We start from the raw sequence: 19,752 nt of genomic DNA on the forward strand, positions 1-19,752 counted from the left end.
ACGGAGAGGAACGCATGAGCCTGCTGAGCAACATCGGCTCGCCGGAGGATGTCCGACGGCTGTCACCGGAGCAGACCACGCAGCTCGCGGCGGAGATCCGCGCGTTCCTGGTGGACCGGGTGTCCCGCACGGGCGGGCACCTCGGGCCGAACCTGGGCGTGGTGGAACTGACGATCGCGCTGCACCGCGTCTTTGCCTCCCCGCGCGACACGCTGGTCTTCGACACGGGCCACCAGTCGTACGTGCACAAGCTCCTCACCGGGCGGCAGGACTTCTCGGCGCTACGGAAGTCGGGCGGCATGTCCGGCTACCCGTCGCGCGCGGAGTCCGAGCACGACGTGGTGGAGAACTCGCACGCTTCGACGGCCCTGTCGTGGGCCGACGGCGTCGCGAAGGCCAACGCCGTGCAGGGCCGCCCCGACAAGCACGTGGCCGCCGTCATCGGCGACGGCGCCCTCACCGGCGGCATGGCCTGGGAGGCGCTCAACAACATCGCCGCGTCCGCCGGCCGTCGCCTCGTGATCGTGGTCAACGACAACGGCCGCTCGTACTCGCCCACCATCGGCGGCGTGGCGAACCACCTCAATACGCTGCGCACCACCCGCGGCTACGAGGTGTTCCTCTCCTGGGGCAAGCGCACCCTGAACCGCAGCGGCGCCCCCGGGCGCTTCGCCTACGACTGGCTGCACGGGCTGAAGAAGGGCCTCAAGGACGTCGTCGCCCCGCAGGGCATGTTCGAGGACCTCGGGCTGAAGTACGTGGGCCCCGTCGACGGGCACGACGTGGCCGCGATGGAGCACGCGCTGCGCCGGGCCAAGGCCTACGACGGCCCCGTGATCGTGCACGCCATCACCGAGAAGGGGCGCGGGTACACCCCGGCCGAGGAGGACATCGCGGACCGGTTCCACTCGGTCGGGGCGATCCATCCCGAGACGGGCCTCCCGGTCGCGCCCAGCAGGTTCGGCTGGACCAAGGTCTTCGCAGACGAGATCGTCAAGATCGGGCACGCCCGGCCCGACGTCGTCGCGATCACCGCCGCGATGCTGCACCCCGTCGGGCTCGCGCCGTTCGCGCAGGAGTTCCCGGCGCGTACCTTCGACGTCGGCATCGCCGAGCAGCACGCCGCCACCTCTGCGGCGGGTATGGCGTTCGCGGGGCTGCACCCCGTCGTCGCCGTGTACGCGACGTTCCTGAACCGGGCGTTCGACCAGGTCCTGATGGACGTGGCCCTGCACAAGGCGGGCGTGACGTTCGTGCTCGACCGGGCGGGCGTCACGGGCGACGACGGCGCCAGCCACAACGGCATGTGGGACATGGCGATGCTGCGCATCGTGCCCGGCCTGCGGCTCGCGGCGCCGCGGGACGAGCCGACCCTGCGCGCCGCGCTGCGCGCCGCGGTGGACGTGGACGACGCCCCGACCGTCGTGCGCTACCCCAAGGGCGCCGTGGGCGACCCGATCCCCGCGCTCGAGGGGCTCGACGGCGTGGATGTCGTCGCCCGCCACGCCCCCGTCGCCGCGGACGGCCCGGACGGGCGCCGCGTGCTGGTGGTGGGTGTCGGCTCGATGGCACCCGCGGCGCTCGCGGCGGGGGAGTCGCTGGCCGCCCACGGGCTGGCGGCCGACGTCGTCGCGCCCACCTGGGTGATGCCGGTGCCCGAGGCCCTGGTGAAGCTGGCCGGCGAGCACGACCTGGTGCTCACGCTGGAGGACGGCGTGGTGGACGGCGGCATCGGCGCGATGGTGGCGCAGCGGGCGGCCGAGCAGGGCGTGCGCACGCCGTTCGTGCACGTGGGCCTGCCGGCGCGCTTCCTCGACCACGCCAGCCGCGACCAGATCCTCACGGCGCAGCGGATGCGCGCCGAGGACGCCGTGCGCGACGCGCTGGCGGCGCTCGCGCGCGGCTGACGCCGCCGCCCGGGTCTCGACCGACGAGGCGTGTGTCTGCGACGTCACAGCTCCTCGGCCTCGCTTGTGAAGGGGTTCACGATATCTTGAGGTCGTTGGCCCGACCCCGAGGAGCAAGGCATGACGATCGACGCGGCACCCACCACGACCGCCGGTGACACGACCGCCGCATGGCAGGGATTCACCCCCGGCCCGTGGTGCGACGAGATCGACGTGCGCGACTTCATCCAGCGCAACTACACGCCGTACACCGGCGACGACTCGTTCCTCGCGGGGCCGACGGAGCGCACCACCGGCGTGTGGGCGAAGCTCTCGGCGATGTTCCCGGCCGAGCGCGAGCAGGGCGTCTACGACGTCGACCCGCACACCCCGGCGGGCATCACCGCGCACGGCCCGGGCTACATCGACAGGGACGCCGAGCTCGTCGTCGGCCTGCAGACGGACGCCCCGCTCAAGCGCGCCATCATGCCGAACGGCGGCTGGCGCATGGTCGAGGGTGCCCTGCAGACGTACGGCTACCCGGTCGACGAGAACCTCCGAAAGGTGTTCACCGAGTACCGCAAGACCCACAACCAGGGCGTCTTCGACGTCTACCCGCCCGCCGTCCGCGCCGCGCGCAGTTCGCACATCATCACCGGCCTGCCCGACGCCTACGGGCGCGGCCGGATCATCGGCGACTACCGCCGCGTGGCCCTGTACGGAGTCGACGCGCTGGTCGCGGCCAAGAGGGTCGACAAGCTCGGCCTCGACGTGCAGCCGTTCAGCGAGGCCGTGGCGCGCGAGCGCGAGGACCACGCGGAGCAGATCCGCGCCCTCGGCGAGCTCAAGGAGATGGCCGCGTCGTACGGGTACGACATCTCGGGGCCGGCGACCACCGCCCGCGAGGCCGTGCAGTGGCTGTACTTCGGCTACCTCGCCGCGGTGAAGGAGCAGAACGGCGCCGCGATGTCGCTGGGACGCACCTCCACGTTCCTCGACGTCTACGTGGAGCGGGACCTGGCGGCGGGTGCGCTCACCGAGGAGCAGGCGCAGGAGATCGTCGACGACTTCGTCATCAAGCTGCGCATCGTCCGCTTCCTGCGCACCCCCGAGTACGACGCCCTGTTCTCCGGCGACCCGACGTGGGTCACCGAGACGATCGGCGGCATGGGGGAGGACGGGCGCCCGCTCGTCACGAAGAACTCCTTCCGCTTCCTGCAGACGCTGTACAACCTGGGGCCGGCGCCCGAGCCCAACATGACGGTCTTCTGGAGCCCGCGCCTGCCCCGCGGGTTCAAGGACTTCTGCGCCCAGGTCTCGATCGACACCTCGGCCGTGCAGTACGAGGCGGACGAGCAGATCCGGGAGGCGTGGGGCGACGACGCCGCGATCGCGTGCTGCGTCTCGCCGATGGCGGTGGGCAAGCAGATGCAGTTCTTCGGCGCCCGCGTGAACCTCGCCAAGACGCTGCTCTACGCGATCAACGGCGGCAAGGACGAGATCACCGGCAAGCAGGTCTCGCCCGCGTTCCCGCCCGTCACGCCGGGCCTGCCGCTCGACTACGACGACGTGCGCGCCCGGTTCGACCGGACCATGGACTGGCTGGCCGAGACCTACGTCCAGGCGCTCAACTGCATCCATTGGTCGCACGACAAGTACGCCTACGAGCGGCTCGAGATGGCCCTGCACGACAAGGACGTGCTGCGCACGATGGCCTGCGGCATCGCCGGGCTGTCGGTCGCCGCCGACTCGTTGTCTGCCGTCCGGTACGCCACAGTGACGCCGGTGCACGACGAGCGCGGGATCGTCGTCGACTACGAGACCGAGGGCGACTACCCGGCCTACGGCAACGACGACGACCGGGTGGACGCCATCGCCGTCGAGCTCGTCGAGTCGTTCATGGCCAAGATCCGGCGTCACCGTACCTACCGCGACGCCGTCCCGACCCAGTCGGTGCTGACGATCACGTCCAACGTGGTCTACGGCAAGAACACCGGGAACACCCCGGACGGCCGGCGTGCGGGCGAGCCGTTCTCGCCGGGCGCCAACCCGATGAACGGTCGTGACACGCACGGCATGCTCGCCTCGGCGCTGTCCGTGGCGAAGCTCCCGTACGACCAGGCGCAGGACGGGATCTCGCTGACCAACACCGTCGTCCCGGCCGGGCTCGGCCGCACGCGCGAGGAGCAGGTGGCGAACCTCGCCGGCCTGCTGGACGCCTCGGTCGGCGCCGACGGCTACCACATGAACGTCAACGTCCTCGTGCGCGAGACGCTCGAGGACGCGATGGAGCACCCGGAGAAGTACCCGCAGCTGACGATCCGCGTCTCCGGCTACGCGGTGAACTTCGTGCGGCTGACGCGCGAGCAGCAGCTCGACGTGCTGTCGCGCACCTTCCACGGGGGGCTCTGACATGACCACCGGCCCGGCGCTTCTGGCCGCCCCCTCCCGCCGCCGGGCCGGTGCCGGACTACGGGGGCTCGAGACGGCGGAGGTGGAGCGCCCCGAGCGGCTCGCGCTGATGCGCTCGGGCGAGCTCGGCTCGGTGCACTCGTGGGAGCTCGTCACCGCCGTAGACGGCCCGGGCACCCGCCTGACCGTCTTCCTCAGCGGCTGCCCGCTGCGCTGCCTGTACTGCCACAACCCCGACACCCTCGCGATGAAGGACGGCGAGCCCGTGCTCGCCGACGAGGTCCTGGCCCGGGTGGCGCGGTACCGCGGCATCTTCTCCGCGACCGGCGGCGGGCTCACCCTCTCGGGCGGCGAGGTCCTCATGCAGCCCGCGTTCGCCGCGCGCGTGCTGCGCGGGGCGAAGGGGCTGGGCGTGCACACGACCCTCGACACCTCGGGCTTCCTCGGCGCGAACGCGACCGACGCGATGCTGGAGGACACCGACCTCGTCCTCCTCGACATCAAGGCCGGCGACGAGGACACCTACCGCCGGGTCACGGGGCGGCCCCTGGCGCCGACGCTGCGCTTCGGCCGGCGCCTCGCCGAGCGCGGCGTGAAGGTGTGGGTGCGGTTCGTGCTCGTGCCCGGCCTCACGGACGACCGGGCCACCGTCGAGGCGGTCGCGCGCCATGCCGCCGACATCGAGGCGGTGCGCCGCGGCACGGTCGAGCGCGTCGAGGTGCTGCCGTTCCACCAGATGGCCCGCGACAAGTGGGCCGAGCTGGGCCGCACCTACGAGCTGGCCGGCACGCCGCCGCCCACGGCGGAGGCGACCGAGGCGGTGCGCGACGTCTTCCGCGCCCGCGGCCTGACGACGTACTGACCAGCACTGACCACCAGCACTGACCACCAGCACTGACCACCAGCACTGACCACGCGCTGACCGGGGCACGCAGGACGCGCGTGCCTGCGCCGCGCACCCTCGCTAGCGTGGCCCCATGACCACCCCGGAACCCGCACCGCTGCGGCCGCTGGACGAGGACTGGACGTCGGCGCTCGCGGTGGTGGCGCACCCCGACGACATGGAGTTCGGGGCGGCCGCGGCCGTCGCGCGCTGGACGGGTCAGGGCAAGCGGGTCGACTACTGCATGGTGACCAGCGGCGAGGCCGGCATCGACGGCATGCACCCCGACGAGGCTCGGCGGGTGCGGGAGGGCGAGCAGGTCGCGTCCGCGCGGGCCGTCGGGGTCGACGAGGTCGAGTTCCTCGGCTTCGCGGACGGGGTGATCGAATACGGCCTGCCGCTGCGCCGCGCGATCGCGGGGGCGATCCGCCGGCGCCGCCCCGAGGTGGTCATCACGGGCAACTACCGTGAGACCTTTCCGGGCGGCATGCTCAACCAGGCCGATCACATCGCGACCGGGCACGCCGTCGTCGACGCGGTCCGCGACGCCGGGAACCGGTGGGTCTTCCGGGACCAGCTCGAGGAGCAGGGGCTCGAGCCGTGGGGCGGCGTGCGCCAGGTCTGGGTGGCCGGGTCGCCCGACGCCGCCCACGCGGTGGACGTCACGGACACCTTCGACGCCGGGGTGGCCTCGCTGCGGGCCCACGCCGCCTACCTGGACGGACTCGGCTGGGACGGCTTCGACCCGGCCGAGTTCCTGGGCCGCATGACGGCTGACACCGGCCCGCGCCTCGGCGTGCCGCACGCCACTCCGTTCGAGGTGCTGCGGATGGGCTGGGAGGACTGAGCTCACGGCCCCTGGTGCGGGCGGCGGATCAGCACCCACTCGTCGTCGCCCGTCAGGACGGTGAGCTTCTCGAGCTGCTCGGGGTCCAGCACCACGCTCCTCCAGGGCATCGGTGTGTCGACGCCCGACGGCCGGTGCTCTGGGTACACCGGACAGGAGCCGCCCGCAGGCCCGGTCGTGACGCGTGCCCGCGTCCTAGCACCTCGGTGCCATGGCACGGAGACCTCAGGCTCGAGGGCCGCGGGGCTCAGGCGTGCGTCGCGTCGACGGCCCGCTCGACCACGTGCCGCAGGTCGCCGCCGGCCGACGCGTGCCACGCACGCTGGCGCGCCGCGCCGCCCCCGGACGCCCAGAGCGCGCCGAGCAGGTCGGTGACCGCGCCCAGGTCGCCGGCGTCCACGAGCGCCTCACGCACGTGCGCCACGAGCTGTCCCACGACGTCGTGCGCGGGCGCGGGCCGCCACGTGTGCGGGGAGAGGAGGTCGTCGGACAGCCCCGACCGGCCGGCACGCCAGGAGGCCGTGCGCAGCAGCTCCGTCCGCAGCACCGGCGCGGCGCACTTCTCGGCCGCCTCCCGGGCCGCGGTCTCGACGAGCCCCCGGGCGAGCGCCGCGAGCAGGGTGGCCGTGTCGGCGTCGAGGCAGACGTCCGCCACGCGGACCTCCACCGTGGGGTACCGCGAGGACAGGCGGGCGTCGAAGTAGACCATGTTCTTGTCGAGGATGGTGCCGGTCGCGACCAGGGCGTCGACCGCCTCGTGGTAGGCCTCGGGTGAGCCGAAGGCCCGGGCAGGGCCGGAGGTGGGCCAGCGCGCCCACACCTGCGAGCGGTAGCTGGCGTACCCCGAGTCGTCGCCCTGCCAGAACGGTGAGTTCGCGCTCAGGGCGAGGAGCACCGCCAGCCAGGGGCCGATGCGGTCGAGCACCGCGACCGCCTCGGCGTCGTCCTCGACCGCGACGTGCACGTGGCAGCCGCTGGTGAGCTGCTCGCGCGCCGTGAGGCCGTACCTCGCCCGCGCCTCCAGGTAGCGCAGCCGGGCCACGGTGGTGCCCTCGAACGGCAGCGGCGACGTGGCGAGCGCCGCGACCCGCGCCCCCACCCGGTCGGCGGCGGCCTGCGCGCGGGCGCGGCCGGCACGGATCTCGGCGGCGAGGTCGGCCAGCTCCTGACGCGGGTGGGTCGCCGTCTCGAGCTGCTCCTCCATGAACTCGGTCTCGAGCGCGCCGCCGCCGGTCTCCGCCGACGCCGGAGGCTCGTCCGGCGCGCCGGCGCGCTGCTCGGACGCGTCCAGCGCCTCGGAAGCCTTCGCGACGGGGTGGCCGTCGTCACCCACGAGGAGGAACTCCTCCTCGACACCCATGGTCCGCTTCACCGGGGAAGTCTCACACGTCCCTGAGGGCCGCCGGAAACCCGCGGCCGTCGAAGGGGGGCGCGGGACGCCTCGAGCCTCTCGGCCGGCCTCCCTCGCACCGCGGAGCGTGCCTACCGCACCCTCGGTATCCTGAAACCTCCCCGAGACCGGCCGCGAAGGAGCACCCGATGTCGGTGAGAGGCAAGGACTTCGAGGGCGCCCTGGATCGCGCCGCGCACCACGCTCGGGGGTGGCTCGACGGCGTGGGGGAGCGACCCGTGCCGCCGCGCGCCGACGCGGACGAGGTCGGCCGGACGCTCGCCGGGTCGCTGCCCGATCAGGGGCTCGCACCCGACGGCGTGGTCGACGAGCTCGTCGCGCGGGTCGAGCCCGGCCTCATGGCCATCGGATCGGGCAGGTTCTTCGGCTGGGTCATGGGGGGCACGCTGCCCGCGGCGCTGGGCGCCGACTGGCTCGTGAGCGCCTGGGACCAGAACGCCGGGATGCGTTTCGCGACGCCCGGCGTCGTCGCGGTCGAGGAGACGGCGGGACGGTGGGTGCTCGATGCGCTCGGCCTGCCCGCGGACTCCGACGTGGGCTTCGTGACCGGCGCGACGACGGCGAGCCTCACGGGGCTGGCGGCGGCGCGCGGGGCCGTGCTCGCCCGTGCGGGATGGGACGTCCACGACCGGGGTCTGAGCGGCGGACCGCCGGTGCGCGTGCTGGTCGGCGCAGAGCGGCACGACTCCGTCGATCTGGCGCTGCGCTACCTCGGACTCGGCACCCCGACGGCGGTGGCGGCCGACGACCAGGGCCGGATGCGCACCGGCGCCCTGGCCGCCGCGCTCCTCGACGGGCCGCCGGGGGCGCCGACGATCGTCGTCCTGCAGGCCGGCAACGTGCACTCCGGGTCGTTCGACCCCTTCGCCGAGGCGATCCCCCTCGCTCACGACCACGGCGCATGGGTGCACGTCGACGGCGCCTTCGGTCTCTGGGCGGCCGCCACCCCCGACCTCGCCCACCTCGTGCGCGGGATCGCAGACGCCGACTCCTGGGCCACCGATGCCCACAAGACCCTCAACGTGCCCTACGACTGCGGCGTCGCCGTCGTCGCCGACCCGACGTCCGTTCGCGCGGCCTTCGGCGTGCACGCGGCGTACCTCGTGGACGCGCCCGGTCCTGGCAACCCGTACGAACGGGTCCCCGAGCTCTCGCGGCGTGCCCGGGGCGTGCCGGTGTGGGCCGCGCTGCGCTCGCTGGGTCGTGACGGCCTGGCCGGGCTCGTGGGCGGGCTCGCGCGCCACGCCCGCGCGATCGCCGAGGGCGTGTCGCGCATCGACGGGGTGCGGGTCGTCAACGACGTCGTCTACACCCAGGTGTGCCTCGCGCTCGGTGACGACGCCCGGACGCGCGCCGCGGGCGCGCGTCTCCTCGCTGACGGTGACACGTGGATATCCGGCTCGCGGTGGCAGGGCCGGGACGTCCTGCGCGTCTCGGTGAGCAACTGGTCCACGGACGACGGCGACGTCGCAAGGACCGTCGAGGCGGTCCGGCGCGCGGTGCGTGATCAGGAGTAGGGCGTCGGCGCGACCGGGCGTCGCGGCGCGCCCGGCGACCGTCCCGAGGGCGTCCTGACGCACCGATGACCCTGTCCCGACGTCGGGACAGGGCCACCGGTGCTTCGTGAGCCGTGCGGCTCGGGTCTCCGAGGAGGGCGTGTCAGGCGACGGCCTCGGGGACGTTCGCGACGCCGTCGGGCAGGATCCGGCGGCCCAGGACCTTCTCGGAGTATCCCGAGCGGTCAAGATACGGCGTGATCCCGCCGGTGTGGAAGCCCCACCCGGCGCCGAGGATCATGCACAGGTCGATCTGCTGCGGCCCGGCCACGACGCCCTCGTCGAGCATGTGGCCGATCTCGACCGTCAGGGCGGTGAGCACGGAGTCCAGCACGCCCGCCGCGTCGAGCACGGGGGTGCCGTGCCGGCCCTGCTCGCCCGCGGCGAGGGCCTCGCCGAAGGCGGCCTGGATCGCCGGGTCGACGGGCTTGGGCAGCCCGGGCGCGGGGCGGTCCAGCACCACACGCGTCCCGTCGGCCACGAGCTTCTCCAGGCCGGGGGAGGTGGGGAAGCGGTCGCCCAGGTCCTCGCGCAGCGAGGTGAGCACGTGCAGGCCGACGGCCGGCCCGACCAGGTCGAAGAGCTCGAACGTCGGCATCGGCAGGCCGAGCGGGGCGAGCGCCGTGTCGGCCACCTCGACGGAGGTGCCGTTCTCGATCGCCTCGACGACCTTGCCCATCACCAGCACGAGCAGCCGGTTGACCACGAAGCCGGGCCGGTCGGCGACGAGTACCGCCGTCTTGCGCAGCTTCTTGGTGATGGCGAACGCCGTGGCCAGGGCCTCGTCGGAGGTCTCCGTGGCCTGCACCACCTCGACCAGCGGCATCTGGGCCACCGGGTTGAAGAAGTGGATGCCGACCACGCGCTCGGGGTGCGCCAGATCGGCCGCCATCTCGGTGACGGACAGGGCGGACGTGTTCGTGGCGAGGACGGCGTCCTCCGAGACGATGCCTTCGAGCTCGGCGAAGACCTTCTTCTTGAGCCCCATGACCTCGGTGACCGCCTCGATCACGACGTCGCAGGACGCGAGGTCGCCGATCTCGGTGGTCCCGTGCACGCTCGCGACGATGCGCGCCGCGGCCTCGGGCGTCATGCGCCCCCGGCCTGCGAGCTTCTCGACGGTGGACCGCACGAAGTCGAGCCCCTTGTCGACGCGGTCCTGGTCGAGGTCGCGCATGACCACGGGCACGCCGAGCCGCTGCGACACGAGCAGCGCGATCTGCGCGGCCATGAGGCCGGCGCCGACGATCCCGACCCGGGTGACGGGCCGGGCGAGGGACTTGTCTGGCGCCCCGACGGGCTTCTTGCCGCCCGAGACGAGCTGGAACGCGTAGACGCTCGCGCGCATCTCGTCGGACATGATGAGGTCCGCCAGCGCCTGGTCCTCGGCCGCGAACGCCTCCGCGCGGGTCGCCGTGCGAGCGGCGGCCAGCAGGTCCAGCGCCCGATAGGGGGCCGGGCGCGACCCCGCGACGACCGCGTCGAGCCGCTGACGCGTGGCCGCGACGACGGCGTCCCACACCGGCTGCGGGTCGAGCTCGCGACGCTCCACGACGACATCGCCGCGCAGCACGCGAGCGGCCCACAGGATCGACTGCTCGAGGAAGTCGGCCGCCTCGAAGAGCTCGTCGACCAGGCCGATCTTCGCCGCCTCGGCGGGCTTGAAGGGCCTTTGCGCGGCGGGCCGGGTGAGCACGACGTCGACGGCCTTCTCGATGCCGACGAGACGCGGCACCAGGTAGGCGCCGCCCCAGCCCGGCACCAGGCCGAGGCCGGTCTCGGGCAGGCCGAGCGCCGGGGCGTCGGAGGCGACGGTGCGGTAGTCGCAGTTGAGGGCGACCTCGAGGCCGCCGCCGAGCGCCAGCCCGTTGACGAACGCGAAGGTCGGCACGCCCATGGTGTGCAGCAGCTCGTAGGCGGCGTGGCCCGACCGGCCCAGCTCGAGCGCCTGCTCGTGCGAGGTGACCGTGGAGACCTGGAGCAGGTCGGCGCCCGCGGCGAGGAAGTAGGGCTTGCCCGTGACGGCGACGGCGGCGATCTCGCCGCGGCCGGCACGCTCCTGCAGGTCGGTGAGCCGCGCGGTGAGCTCCGCCATGCCCTCCGGGCCCAGGGTGCTGGGCTTGGTGTGGTCGAGACCGTTGTCGAGCGTGACGAGCGCGAGCGTGCCCGCGCCGCCCGGGAGCTCGACGTCGCGGACGAGGGAGTGCGTGACGCGCTCGGCGCGGACGCCTGCGTTCTCGGTCGTGTTCGCGGTCATCGGTTCAGTTCTCCTCGTTCGCCGGAGTGGTCGCCGGAGTGGTCGCCGGGGTGCTCGTGTGGCCCGAGTAGTCGGCGTGGTGGGGGTTCTCCCAGATCACGGTGCCGCCCTGGCCGAGGCCGACGCACATGGTCGTGATGCCGTAGCGGACCTCGGGGTGCTTCGCGAACTGGCGGGCGAGCTGCATCATGAGCCGCACGCCCGAGCTCGCCAGGGGGTGACCCACGGCGATGGCGCCGCCGTACGGGTTGACGCGCTCGTCGTCGTCGGCGATGCCGTAGTGGTCGAGGAAGCTGAGCACCTGCACCGCGAAGGCCTCGTTGATCTCGAACAGGCCGATGTCGTCGATGCCGAGGCCGGCCTGGGCGAGGGCCTTCTCGGTGGCCGGGACCGGGCCGTAGCCCATGATCGACGGGTCGACGCCGGCGAAGGCCGAGGCGACCAGGCGCATCGCGACGGGCAGGCCCAGCTCGGCCGCGACGTCGCCGGAGGAGAGCAGGGCGGCGGTGGCGCCGTCAGTCAGCGGCGACGCGTTGCCCGCGGTGACGCGGCCGCCGGGGCGGAACGGCGTCTTGAGGTTCGCGATGCCCTCGACGGTGGTGCTGGGGCGGGGCAGCTCGTCCTCCGTGGCCAGGCCCCAGCCCAGCTCGGCCGAGCGGACGGCCACGGGCACGAGCTCCGGGCCGACGTCGCCGTTGGCCAGCGCCTTGGCGTACTTGGCCTGGCTGTTCACGGCGTAGGCGTCCGCGCGCTCCTTGGTCAGGTGCGGGAACTTGTCGTGCAGGTTCTCGGCCGTGACGCCCATGTTGAGCGACTCGGGGTCCACGAGCTTCTCCGACAGGAAGCGCGGGTTGGGGTCGGCGTCGAAGCCCATCGGGTGGTGACCCATGTGCTCGACCCCGCCGGCGATGACGACGTCGGCGCTGCCGAAGGCGATGCCCGCCGCGGTGGTGGTGACGGCCGTCATGGCGCCCGCGCACATGCGGTCGATGGCGAAGCCGGGGACGCTGGCCGGCAGGCCGGCCAGCATGCCCACGGTGCGGCCGAGGGTCAGGCCCTGGTCGCCCTGCTGGGTGGTGGCAGCGATCGCCACCTCGTCGACGCGCTCGCCCGGCAGCTCAGGGTGGCGGCGCAGCAGCTCGCGCACCGCCTTGACGACGAGGTCGTCGGCGCGGGTCTCGGCGAAGAGCCCGTCGGGGCGGGCCTTGCCGAACGGCGTGCGCACGCCCTCGACGAAGACGACGTCGCGCAGTGCGCGGCGGGCTGGGTTCCGGCTGTTCATGGCAGCTCCATCCCCTGACGATGGTCGGGACTTCGGCGTCCGACGAGCGACGCCGCTCTGTGGTGCGGCCGGCCGGCGGCCGGGACCGAGGTACACGCTACCGCGAGTACCGGAAACGAGGATAGACCATCCTGAGACCCCGTCTCACCGAGCTGTCAGGGCCAGGACCAGGTATCCGTGGTCCTGGCCCTGACAGCTCCCGGGCCCGGGGACCTGTCAGGGCCACACGCATGTTCTGGTGCTCGTGGCCCTGACAGGTCGCGGGTCAGGAGACGGCGGCGAGCGCGGACTCCAGCGGCGCGGCGACCAGCTCGATCTGCCACGGACGTGCGCCGCGGTCGCGCAGAAACTCGCTGATCTCGGCCGCGTCGGCCTGCTCCGGCGGGGTCCAGCACAGCCGGCGCAGCGCGTCGGGCTGCAGCAGGTTCTCCACGGGGACGGAGAGCTCGGTCGAGAGGGACGTCAGCAGCTCGCGGGCGCTCGCCAGTCGCCGGGCTGCGACCGGGTCTCGGTCGGCCCACGTGCGGGGCTGCGGCGGGCCGTCCGACCGCGGGCCGCGCAGGCTGGGGAGCTGGTCCTCGCTCAGCGCCAGGGCCTCGTCGATCGCCCGCTGCCAGGCCGGGGCGCGGCGGCGGGTGGCCTTGCCCGCGAACTCAGGGAGGGCCACGAGCTGGGGCACGGTGCGGGGCAGGGAGCGCGCGGCGGCGACGATCGCCCGGTCGGGCAGCACGCGGCCCGGCGAGACGTCACGGGCGCGGGCGCTCGCGTCGCGGGTGTGCCAGAGGCCGCGCACGACCGCCAGCTGATGGCGATCGCGGAGGGTGTGGGTGCCCGACGTGCGGCGCCACGGGTCGACGCGCGGCGCCGGCGGCGGCGCGGTGCGCTCGGCCTCGAACTCCTGCGCGGCCCACTCCGACTTCCCCGCGGCCTCCAGCCGCTCGGCGAGCAGGTCGCGCACGTCGACCAGGACCTCGACGTCGAGCGCCGCGTACCGCAGCCAGTCCTCGGGCAGCGGCCGGGTCGACCAGTCGACGGCGGAGTGCTCCTTGGCGAGGCCCAGGCCCAGCAGCTCGGCGACCACGGCGGCGAGGCCCACACGCTCCAGGCCCAGCAGCCGGGCGGCCAGCTCCGTGTCGAAGACCCGGGCGGGCCGCAGGCCGTGCTCCGCGAGGCCGGGCAGGTCCTGCGACGCCGCGTGCAGCACCCACTCGGCGTCGCCGACGGCCTCGCCCACGGCGGTGAGGTCGGGCAGGGCCACCGGGTCGATCAGCGCGGTGCCCGCGCCCGCCCGGCGCAGCTGCACGAGGTAGGTGGCCTGGCCGTACCGGTAGCCCGACGCCCGCTCGGCGTCCGCCGCGACCGGCCCGACGCCGTCCGCGAACCGCTCGACGACGCGGTCGAGCGCGGCCGGGGTGTCGACCACGCGGCCCACGCCGTCCGCGGGCTCGGTGAGCGGGACGACGGCAGTGGCGGTCGGGGGCACGGCTGAGCTCATGGCCCCACGGTATGCGGTCGGGAAGGTGGCCGGGTGCCCGGTCGCGGTCCCTGCCCAGGGCCGGGGCGGGACGGCAGCGCCGTGACGCCGTCGGGCAGCGGGGGCAGCCCGCCCGCCGTGGCCATGAGGTCCGCCCAGACCGCGAGATGCGCGCCGAGCTCGGTGGTCGTCGGGGTCCACGAGGCACGGATCTCGAGGTCGGCCGCCTCGGGGGTGGCCGCGAGGGCGCCGAAGCTCTGGGAGAGCACCCGGGTCACGGTGCCGCCGACCGCGAGGGCGCCGGGGTCCGTGCCGGTGAGCTTCTCCGTGACCCAGGTCCACGCGACCTCGCCCAGCAGCGCGTCTGCGGCGAGCTCGGGCTCGAGCGTCGCGCGCACCAGGGTGACGACCCGGAACGTGCCCTGCCACGTCTCCTGACCGGCGGGGTCGTGCAGCACGACGAACCGCCCGGTGGCCACCTCCTCGCCGTCGGGCTCCAGCACCTCACCCTCGAGGGCGACGGAGAACGGCGCGACGCGAGTGGGTCCGGGGATCTCGGCGAGGTGCACCTCGCCGCGCAGCCGCGGCTCGCGCAGGGACGCCAGCGCGGCCGCGAACGGGGCGGGAACCTGCCTGGGATCCTGCCTGGAGTCGCCCGTGCGATCGCCGGTCACGCCAGCCACCGTACGGCGCCGGGGCCTTGCCGCGGCGAAACGACGCGGCTTGGGGCCGTGCTCGTGTCCGGATCGTGATGGTCCGTACCCCTCGGGCCGTGCGCCGACTACGCTGGTCCCGGCTCCCGGGCCGGGGCGCGCGCCCGAGTGGATCGCCGCCCGCCCGACGACCGACCGAACCGAGAACCGACGGAAGCAGGGAAACGATGGCAGCTCGTGCCCAGATCGGCGTGACCGGACTTGCGGTGATGGGCCGCAACCTCGCCCGCAACTTCGCGCGGCACGGGTACACGGTTGCGGTGCACAACCGGTCGTATGCCAAGACCGAGTCGCTGATCGCCGACGCCGGCCACGAGGGCGACTTCGTGCCGTCGGAGTCGATGGCCGACTTCGTCGCCTCCCTGGAGAGGCCCCGCAAGGTCGTGATCATGGTCAAGGCGGGCGGGCCGACCGACGCAGTGATCGACGAGCTCGTGCCGCTGCTGGACGAGGGCGACATCGTCGTCGACGCCGGCAACGCGCACTTCCCCGACACGATCCGCCGGGAGCAGGCGCTGAGCGCGAAGGGCCTGCACTTCGTGGGCACCGGCGTGTCCGGCGGCGAGGAGGGCGCCCTCAACGGGCCGTCGATCATGCCCGGCGGCACGCGCGAGTCCTACGCGAGCCTTGGCCCCATCCTCGAGGACATCTCCGCGAAGGTGGACGGCACCCCGTGCTGCACCTACGTCGGCCCCGACGGCGCCGGGCACTTCGTCAAGATGGTGCACAACGGCATCGAGTACGCCGACATGCAGCTCATCGCCGAGGCCTACGACCTCCTCAAGCAGGGGCTCGGGGCGTCGGCCGCCGAGATCGGCCAGATCTTCGCCGACTGGAACACCGGCGACCTCGAGTCGTTCCTCATCGAGATCACCGCGGACGTGCTGAAGCACGTCGACGCCGCCACCGGGTCCGCGTTCGTCGACATCGTGCTCGACCAGGCCGAGCAGAAGGGCACCGGCCGCTGGACGGTGCAGAACGGCCTGGACCTGGGCGTGCCGATCACGGGCATCGCCGAGGCGACCTTCGCCCGCGCCCTGTCCGGCTCCGTGCCGCAGCGTGAGGCCGGCCGCGCGGCGCTGCCCGCCGACGCCGGGACGTGGGACGTCACGGACCGCGACGCCTTCATCGAGGACGTGCGCCTCGCCCTGTACGCGTCGAAGGTCGTGGCGTACTCGCAGGGCTTCGACCAGATCGCCGCCGCCTCCGCCGAGTACGGCTGGGACGTCGACCGCGGCGTGATGGCCCGCATCTGGCGCGGCGGCTGCATCATCCGCGCGCGCTTCCTCAACCGCATCACCGAGGCGTACGAGCGCAACGCCGAGCTGCCCCTGCTGCTCGCGGACGAGTACTTCACCGGCGCGGTCGGTAACGGGCTCCCCGCCTGGCGCCGGGTCGTGGCGCAGGCTGCCCTCAACGGGGTCCCGACGCCGGCGTTCTCGTCGTCGCTCGCCTACTACGACGGCGTGCGCGCGGAGCGCCTGCCCGCCGCCCTCATCCAGGCGCAGCGCGACTTCTTCGGCGCCCACACCTACCGGCGCACCGACCGCGACGGCTCTTTCCACACCGAGTGGTCGGCTGACCGCACCGAGCAGGAGGCATGACCGCACCCGTGAGCACTGTCAACCCGGGGACCACCCCGACGGCCGGGGGCAGCACGCCCGAGGTCGCGTTCCACCCGGTCATCGTCGGCTCCGACATCGGCGTCTACGCGCTCGCGCGCTCGTTCCACGAGCGGTACGGCGTGCGGACCACCGTCATCGCGTTCGCCGAGCCCGGCCCCATCGCGCACTCGCGCATCATCGACACGGCGCTGTCCGGCACGGAGCCCGGGCAGATCGTCGCGGCCCTCGAGGACGTGGCGGCCCGGCGTGCGGCAGCAGGCGGCGGCGAGCAGCTGGTACTGCTCACCAACATGGACTGGGTGGTGCGGGTGCTGGTGCATCACCGCGCGGCCCTCGAGGCCGCCGGGTACGTGCTGCCGTTCGCGGACGCCGCGCTCATCGACCGGATCTCCGACAAGGCCGAGTTCCAGGCCGTGTGCGCCGAGCTGGGCATCCCCACGCCCGCCACGGTGATCCAGGACTTCGCCACGGCGGGCGAGCCCGGCTGGGAGCCGGCGCCGGTCGCGTTCGACTTCCCGGTGATCGCCAAGCCCGCGAGCAGCGCCGACTACCACGACGTGCGGTTCGCCGGGAAGAAGAAGATCTACGAGATCGCCACGCCCGCCGAGCTCGACCAGCTGATGATCTCGCTGCGGGAGGCGGGTTTCAAGGGCCGGTTCCTGGTGCAGGAGAACATCCCGGGCGACGACACCCGGATGCGGTCCGTCACGGCCTACGCCGACACGAGCGGGCGGGTCACGCTGCGCGCCTCGGCGCAGGTGCTCCTCGAGGAGCGCACGCCGGCCGCCCGCGGCAACCCGTCGGCGATGATCGTCGAGCCGATCGGCGAGATCCTCGACGCCGCGCAGCGGATCCTCGAATACACCGGCTGGCGCGGGTTCGCGAACTTCGACGTCAAGCTCGACCCGCGCGACGGCGTGTTCAAGTTCTTCGAGCAGAACCCGCGCATCGGGCGCAACAACTACTACCTCACCGCCGGCGGGCAGAACCCGACCGAGGTGCTGGTGGACGACGTCGTGCGCGGCGTGCGGCGCGAGCCGGTCACGGCCGACCGCGAGGTGCTCTACTCCGTCGTGCCGCGCAGCCTGCTGCGCAGGTACGTCCTCGACCCGGGCCTGCACGCCCGCGTCGTGCGGCTGCAGCGCTCGGGGAACACCGTGCACCCGCTGCGGTACCGCGCGGACGCGTCCCCGCGTCGCCGCCTGTACGTGCTCACCGCGATGCTCAACCACGTGCGCAAGTACCGGGAGTTCTACCCGCTCGACGCGCTGCGCCGGAACTTCGCGGCGAACAGCGTGACGGGCACCGGCTCGTCCGCACCCGCCGCCGGAGTGAAGGAGGCCCCGTGACGAACCCGACCTCGCGCCGGCTGCAGCCCGTCGTCCTCGGCGGCGACATCGGCGCGTACAGCCTCGCCCGGGCCTTCCACGAGGCGTACGGCGTACGACCCGTGGTCGTCTCCGGCGCCTCCACGGGCCTGGTGCGGTACTCGCGCATCCTCACGAACGTCGTCGAGCCGCGCATCGACGACCCCGAAGCGGTCGTCGCGCGGCTGCGCACGATCGCCGACCAGCACGCGGACGCCGACCTGGTGGTCGTGGGCTCCGCGGACTGGCTGGTGCGCACCCTGGTGGAGCACCGCGACCGGCTCGAGGACCGCTACCTGGTGCCCTACGTCGGCGAGGAGCTGCTGCTGCGCCTCACCGACAAGGAGGAGTTCGGGGCTCTGTGCGCCGAGCTCGGCCTGGCGCACCCCACCACGGTGGTGCACGACGTCGCCGCGGGCGGCGAGCCGGACACGAGCGCGCTGACGTTCCCGGTGATTGCCAAGGCGGCCAGCACCGCCGCGTACCACGACGTCGAGTTCGCGGGGAAGAAGAAGGTCTTCCTCGTGGACAGCCGCCCCGAGCTGCTCGACCTGCTCGGGCGCATCCGCGACGCCGGCTACGTCGGCTCGTTCGTGATCCAGGACTACATCCCGGGCGACGACTCGGGCATGCGGATCCTCACCTGCTACAGCGATGCGCAGGGCAAGGTGCGGTTCTCCTCGTTCGGCCACGTGCTGCTCGAGGAGCACGCCCCCGGGGCGCTCGGCAACCCGGCCGCGATCATCACGGGGCAGCAGCACGAGGTCGTGGAGCAGGCGCGGCGCCTGCTGGAGCACGTGGGCTGGACCGGCGTGGCGAACTTCGACCTCAAGTACGACCCGCGCGACGGCCGCTACGTGTTCTTCGAGCTCAACCCCCGGCTGGGGCGCTCGAACTACTACGTCACGGCGACGGGCGCCAACCCGGTGAAGTTCTACGTGCACGAGCACCTGCGCGGGCTGGACCCCGACCCGCGCGCGGTGCTCGGGCCCGACGTCCCGCTCTCCGGCGACGGGGAGGTCCAGGCCGAGCACCTTTACACGGTGCTGCCGGGGGCCCTGATGCGCCGGTACGTGGCCGACCCGGAGGTGCGGGCGCGCACCCGCCGCCTGCAGCTGACACGCCGAGCGTCCAACCCGCTGTGGTACCGCCACGAGTGGGACCCGCGGCGCGTGGCCTACCTGCTGGTGGCGCAGCTGAACCAGTTCCGCAAGTTCGGGCGCCACTTCCCGGTCGCCGAGTCCCGGGCCCTGGCCTGGACCGGGCCGCAGGCCTTGGCGGCGCGGGAGGGCGCGTGACGTCCCCGGACCCCGTGCCGGTGCCCGACGGTGTCCCGCCGGTCGGGGTCATCGGGGGAGTCGGGCCGCTCGCCACCGCCTACTTTCTGCAGCGGGTGGTGCAGCGCACCGATGCCGAGCGTGACCAGGACCACGTGGACCTGGTCGTGCTCAACCACGCGACGATACCCGACCGCACCGAGTTCGTGCTCGGCCGCTCGCCGGCCGACCCGGGGCCGGTCCTCGCGCGTGACGCACGGCGGCTGCAGGAGTTCGGCGTGCAGTTCCTCGTCATGCCGTGCAACACCGCGCACTACTTCACGCAGCAGGTGCTCGACGCGATCAGCGTGCCGTTCGTCTCGATCGTCGAGGTGACGGTGGCCGCGGCGCGCGCGCGGGTGCCGGGGCTCGAGCGCGTGGGGCTGCTCGCCACGGCGGGCACCGTGGCGTCGCGGGTGTACGACGACGCCTTCGCCGCGCACGGGGTCGAGGTCGTCGTGCCCGAGCCCGCGGACCAGGGACGCGTCAGCACGGTGATCTACGACCAGGTGAAGGCCGGCCGGCCCGCCGACCCCGACGTGCTGCGTGGCGTGGCGGCGCGGCTGGTCGAGCGGGGCGCCTCGGTGGTCGTGCTCGGCTGCACCGAGCTGTCCGTCACGGCTGTCGACCACGACCTCCTGGACGAGGAGCCGTTCCTGGACTCGATGGACGAGCTGGTGCGCGCCACCATCGAGCGGGCGGGTCACCGAGTCCGCTGACGTG

General features: G+C 73.5%; 14 protein-coding genes. 9 read left to right on the top strand and 5 right to left on the bottom strand.

Annotation, left to right across the window (positions count from 1 at the left end):
• Positions 1-14 precede the first annotated feature (14 nt).
• The 4 genes from dxs (at position 15) to AC1C2W_RS06655 (ending at position 6,028) form a co-directional block, all read left to right on the top strand.
• Positions 15-1,907 (top strand): 1-deoxy-D-xylulose-5-phosphate synthase, encoded by a 1,893-nt coding sequence (gene dxs, locus AC1C2W_RS06640; protein ID WP_495390910.1) that lies wholly within the window; start codon positions 15-17, stop codon positions 1,905-1,907.
• 120 nt (positions 1,908-2,027) lie between these two features.
• Positions 2,028-4,298 carry a formate C-acetyltransferase gene (gene pflB / locus AC1C2W_RS06645; RefSeq protein WP_495412696.1) on the top strand — a complete coding sequence of 757 codons (2,271 nt, stop codon included), beginning with the start codon at positions 2,028-2,030 and terminating at the stop codon, positions 4,296-4,298.
• Position 4,299: 1 nt separating this feature from the next.
• Positions 4,300-5,160 carry a pyruvate formate-lyase-activating protein gene (pflA, locus tag AC1C2W_RS06650; protein ID WP_495412697.1) on the top strand — a complete coding sequence of 287 codons (861 nt, stop codon included), beginning with the start codon at positions 4,300-4,302 and terminating at the stop codon, positions 5,158-5,160.
• 115 nt (positions 5,161-5,275) lie between these two features.
• Entirely contained in the window at positions 5,276-6,028 is a 753-nt protein-coding gene (locus tag AC1C2W_RS06655) for a PIG-L deacetylase family protein (RefSeq protein ID WP_495390907.1), read from the top strand.
• Between the two features lie 247 nt (positions 6,029-6,275).
• On the opposite strand, the gene AC1C2W_RS06660 is transcribed toward AC1C2W_RS06655, so the two are convergent.
• The gene (locus tag AC1C2W_RS06660; protein ID WP_495390999.1) at positions 6,276-7,388 is read right to left on the bottom strand and encodes a carboxylate-amine ligase; all 1,113 of its coding nucleotides are present in this window, start codon (positions 7,386-7,388) and stop codon (positions 6,276-6,278) included.
• A 179-nt stretch (positions 7,389-7,567) separates the two neighbouring features.
• Here AC1C2W_RS06660 and AC1C2W_RS06665 point away from each other — a divergent pair, with 179 nt between their 5' ends.
• Positions 7,568-8,956 (top strand): pyridoxal phosphate-dependent decarboxylase family protein, encoded by a 1,389-nt coding sequence (locus AC1C2W_RS06665; RefSeq protein ID WP_495390906.1) that lies wholly within the window; start codon positions 7,568-7,570, stop codon positions 8,954-8,956.
• A gap of 142 nt (positions 8,957-9,098) precedes the next feature.
• Here the strand turns inward: AC1C2W_RS06665 and AC1C2W_RS06670 are convergent, their stop codons facing one another.
• From AC1C2W_RS06670 to AC1C2W_RS06685, 4 genes are all read right to left on the bottom strand, one after another.
• Positions 9,099-11,252, bottom strand: coding sequence for a 3-hydroxyacyl-CoA dehydrogenase NAD-binding domain-containing protein (locus AC1C2W_RS06670; RefSeq protein ID WP_495412698.1), 2,154 nt, complete (start codon positions 11,250-11,252; stop codon positions 9,099-9,101).
• Positions 11,253-11,256: 4 nt separating this feature from the next.
• The gene (locus AC1C2W_RS06675; protein WP_495390904.1) at positions 11,257-12,534 is read right to left on the bottom strand and encodes a thiolase family protein; all 1,278 of its coding nucleotides are present in this window, start codon (positions 12,532-12,534) and stop codon (positions 11,257-11,259) included.
• A gap of 265 nt (positions 12,535-12,799) precedes the next feature.
• Positions 12,800-14,029, bottom strand: a complete 1,230-nt coding sequence (locus AC1C2W_RS06680; protein ID WP_495390903.1) for an HRDC domain-containing protein — start codon at positions 14,027-14,029, stop codon at positions 12,800-12,802.
• Entirely contained in the window at positions 14,026-14,682 is a 657-nt protein-coding gene (locus AC1C2W_RS06685; protein ID WP_495390902.1) for a DUF3000 domain-containing protein, read from the bottom strand. The genes AC1C2W_RS06680 and AC1C2W_RS06685 overlap by 4 nt, the downstream gene beginning before the upstream one ends.
• 206 nt (positions 14,683-14,888) lie before the next feature.
• Here AC1C2W_RS06685 and gnd point away from each other — a divergent pair, with 206 nt between their 5' ends.
• Genes gnd through cuyB form a run of 4 tightly spaced genes read left to right on the top strand, consistent with a single transcriptional unit; the run spans position 14,889 to position 19,748 of the window.
• Positions 14,889-16,325 (top strand): NADP-dependent phosphogluconate dehydrogenase, encoded by a 1,437-nt coding sequence (gene gnd, locus AC1C2W_RS06690; RefSeq protein ID WP_495412699.1) that lies wholly within the window; start codon positions 14,889-14,891, stop codon positions 16,323-16,325.
• Entirely contained in the window at positions 16,322-17,695 is a 1,374-nt protein-coding gene (locus AC1C2W_RS06695; RefSeq protein ID WP_495412700.1) for a carboxylate--amine ligase, read from the top strand. Before gnd ends, AC1C2W_RS06695 begins: the two co-directional genes overlap by 4 nt.
• A complete protein-coding gene (locus tag AC1C2W_RS06700) occupies positions 17,692-19,011 on the top strand; it encodes a carboxylate--amine ligase (protein ID WP_495412701.1) in 1,320 nt (439 codons plus the stop codon). Before AC1C2W_RS06695 ends, AC1C2W_RS06700 begins: the two co-directional genes overlap by 4 nt.
• Entirely contained in the window at positions 19,008-19,748 is a 741-nt protein-coding gene (cuyB, locus tag AC1C2W_RS06705; protein ID WP_495390898.1) for a cysteate racemase, read from the top strand. The genes AC1C2W_RS06700 and cuyB overlap by 4 nt, the downstream gene beginning before the upstream one ends.
• The last annotated feature ends 4 nt before the right edge of the window (positions 19,749-19,752 follow it).

It is taken from the genome of Isoptericola sp. Y581 (assembly GCF_059445475.1).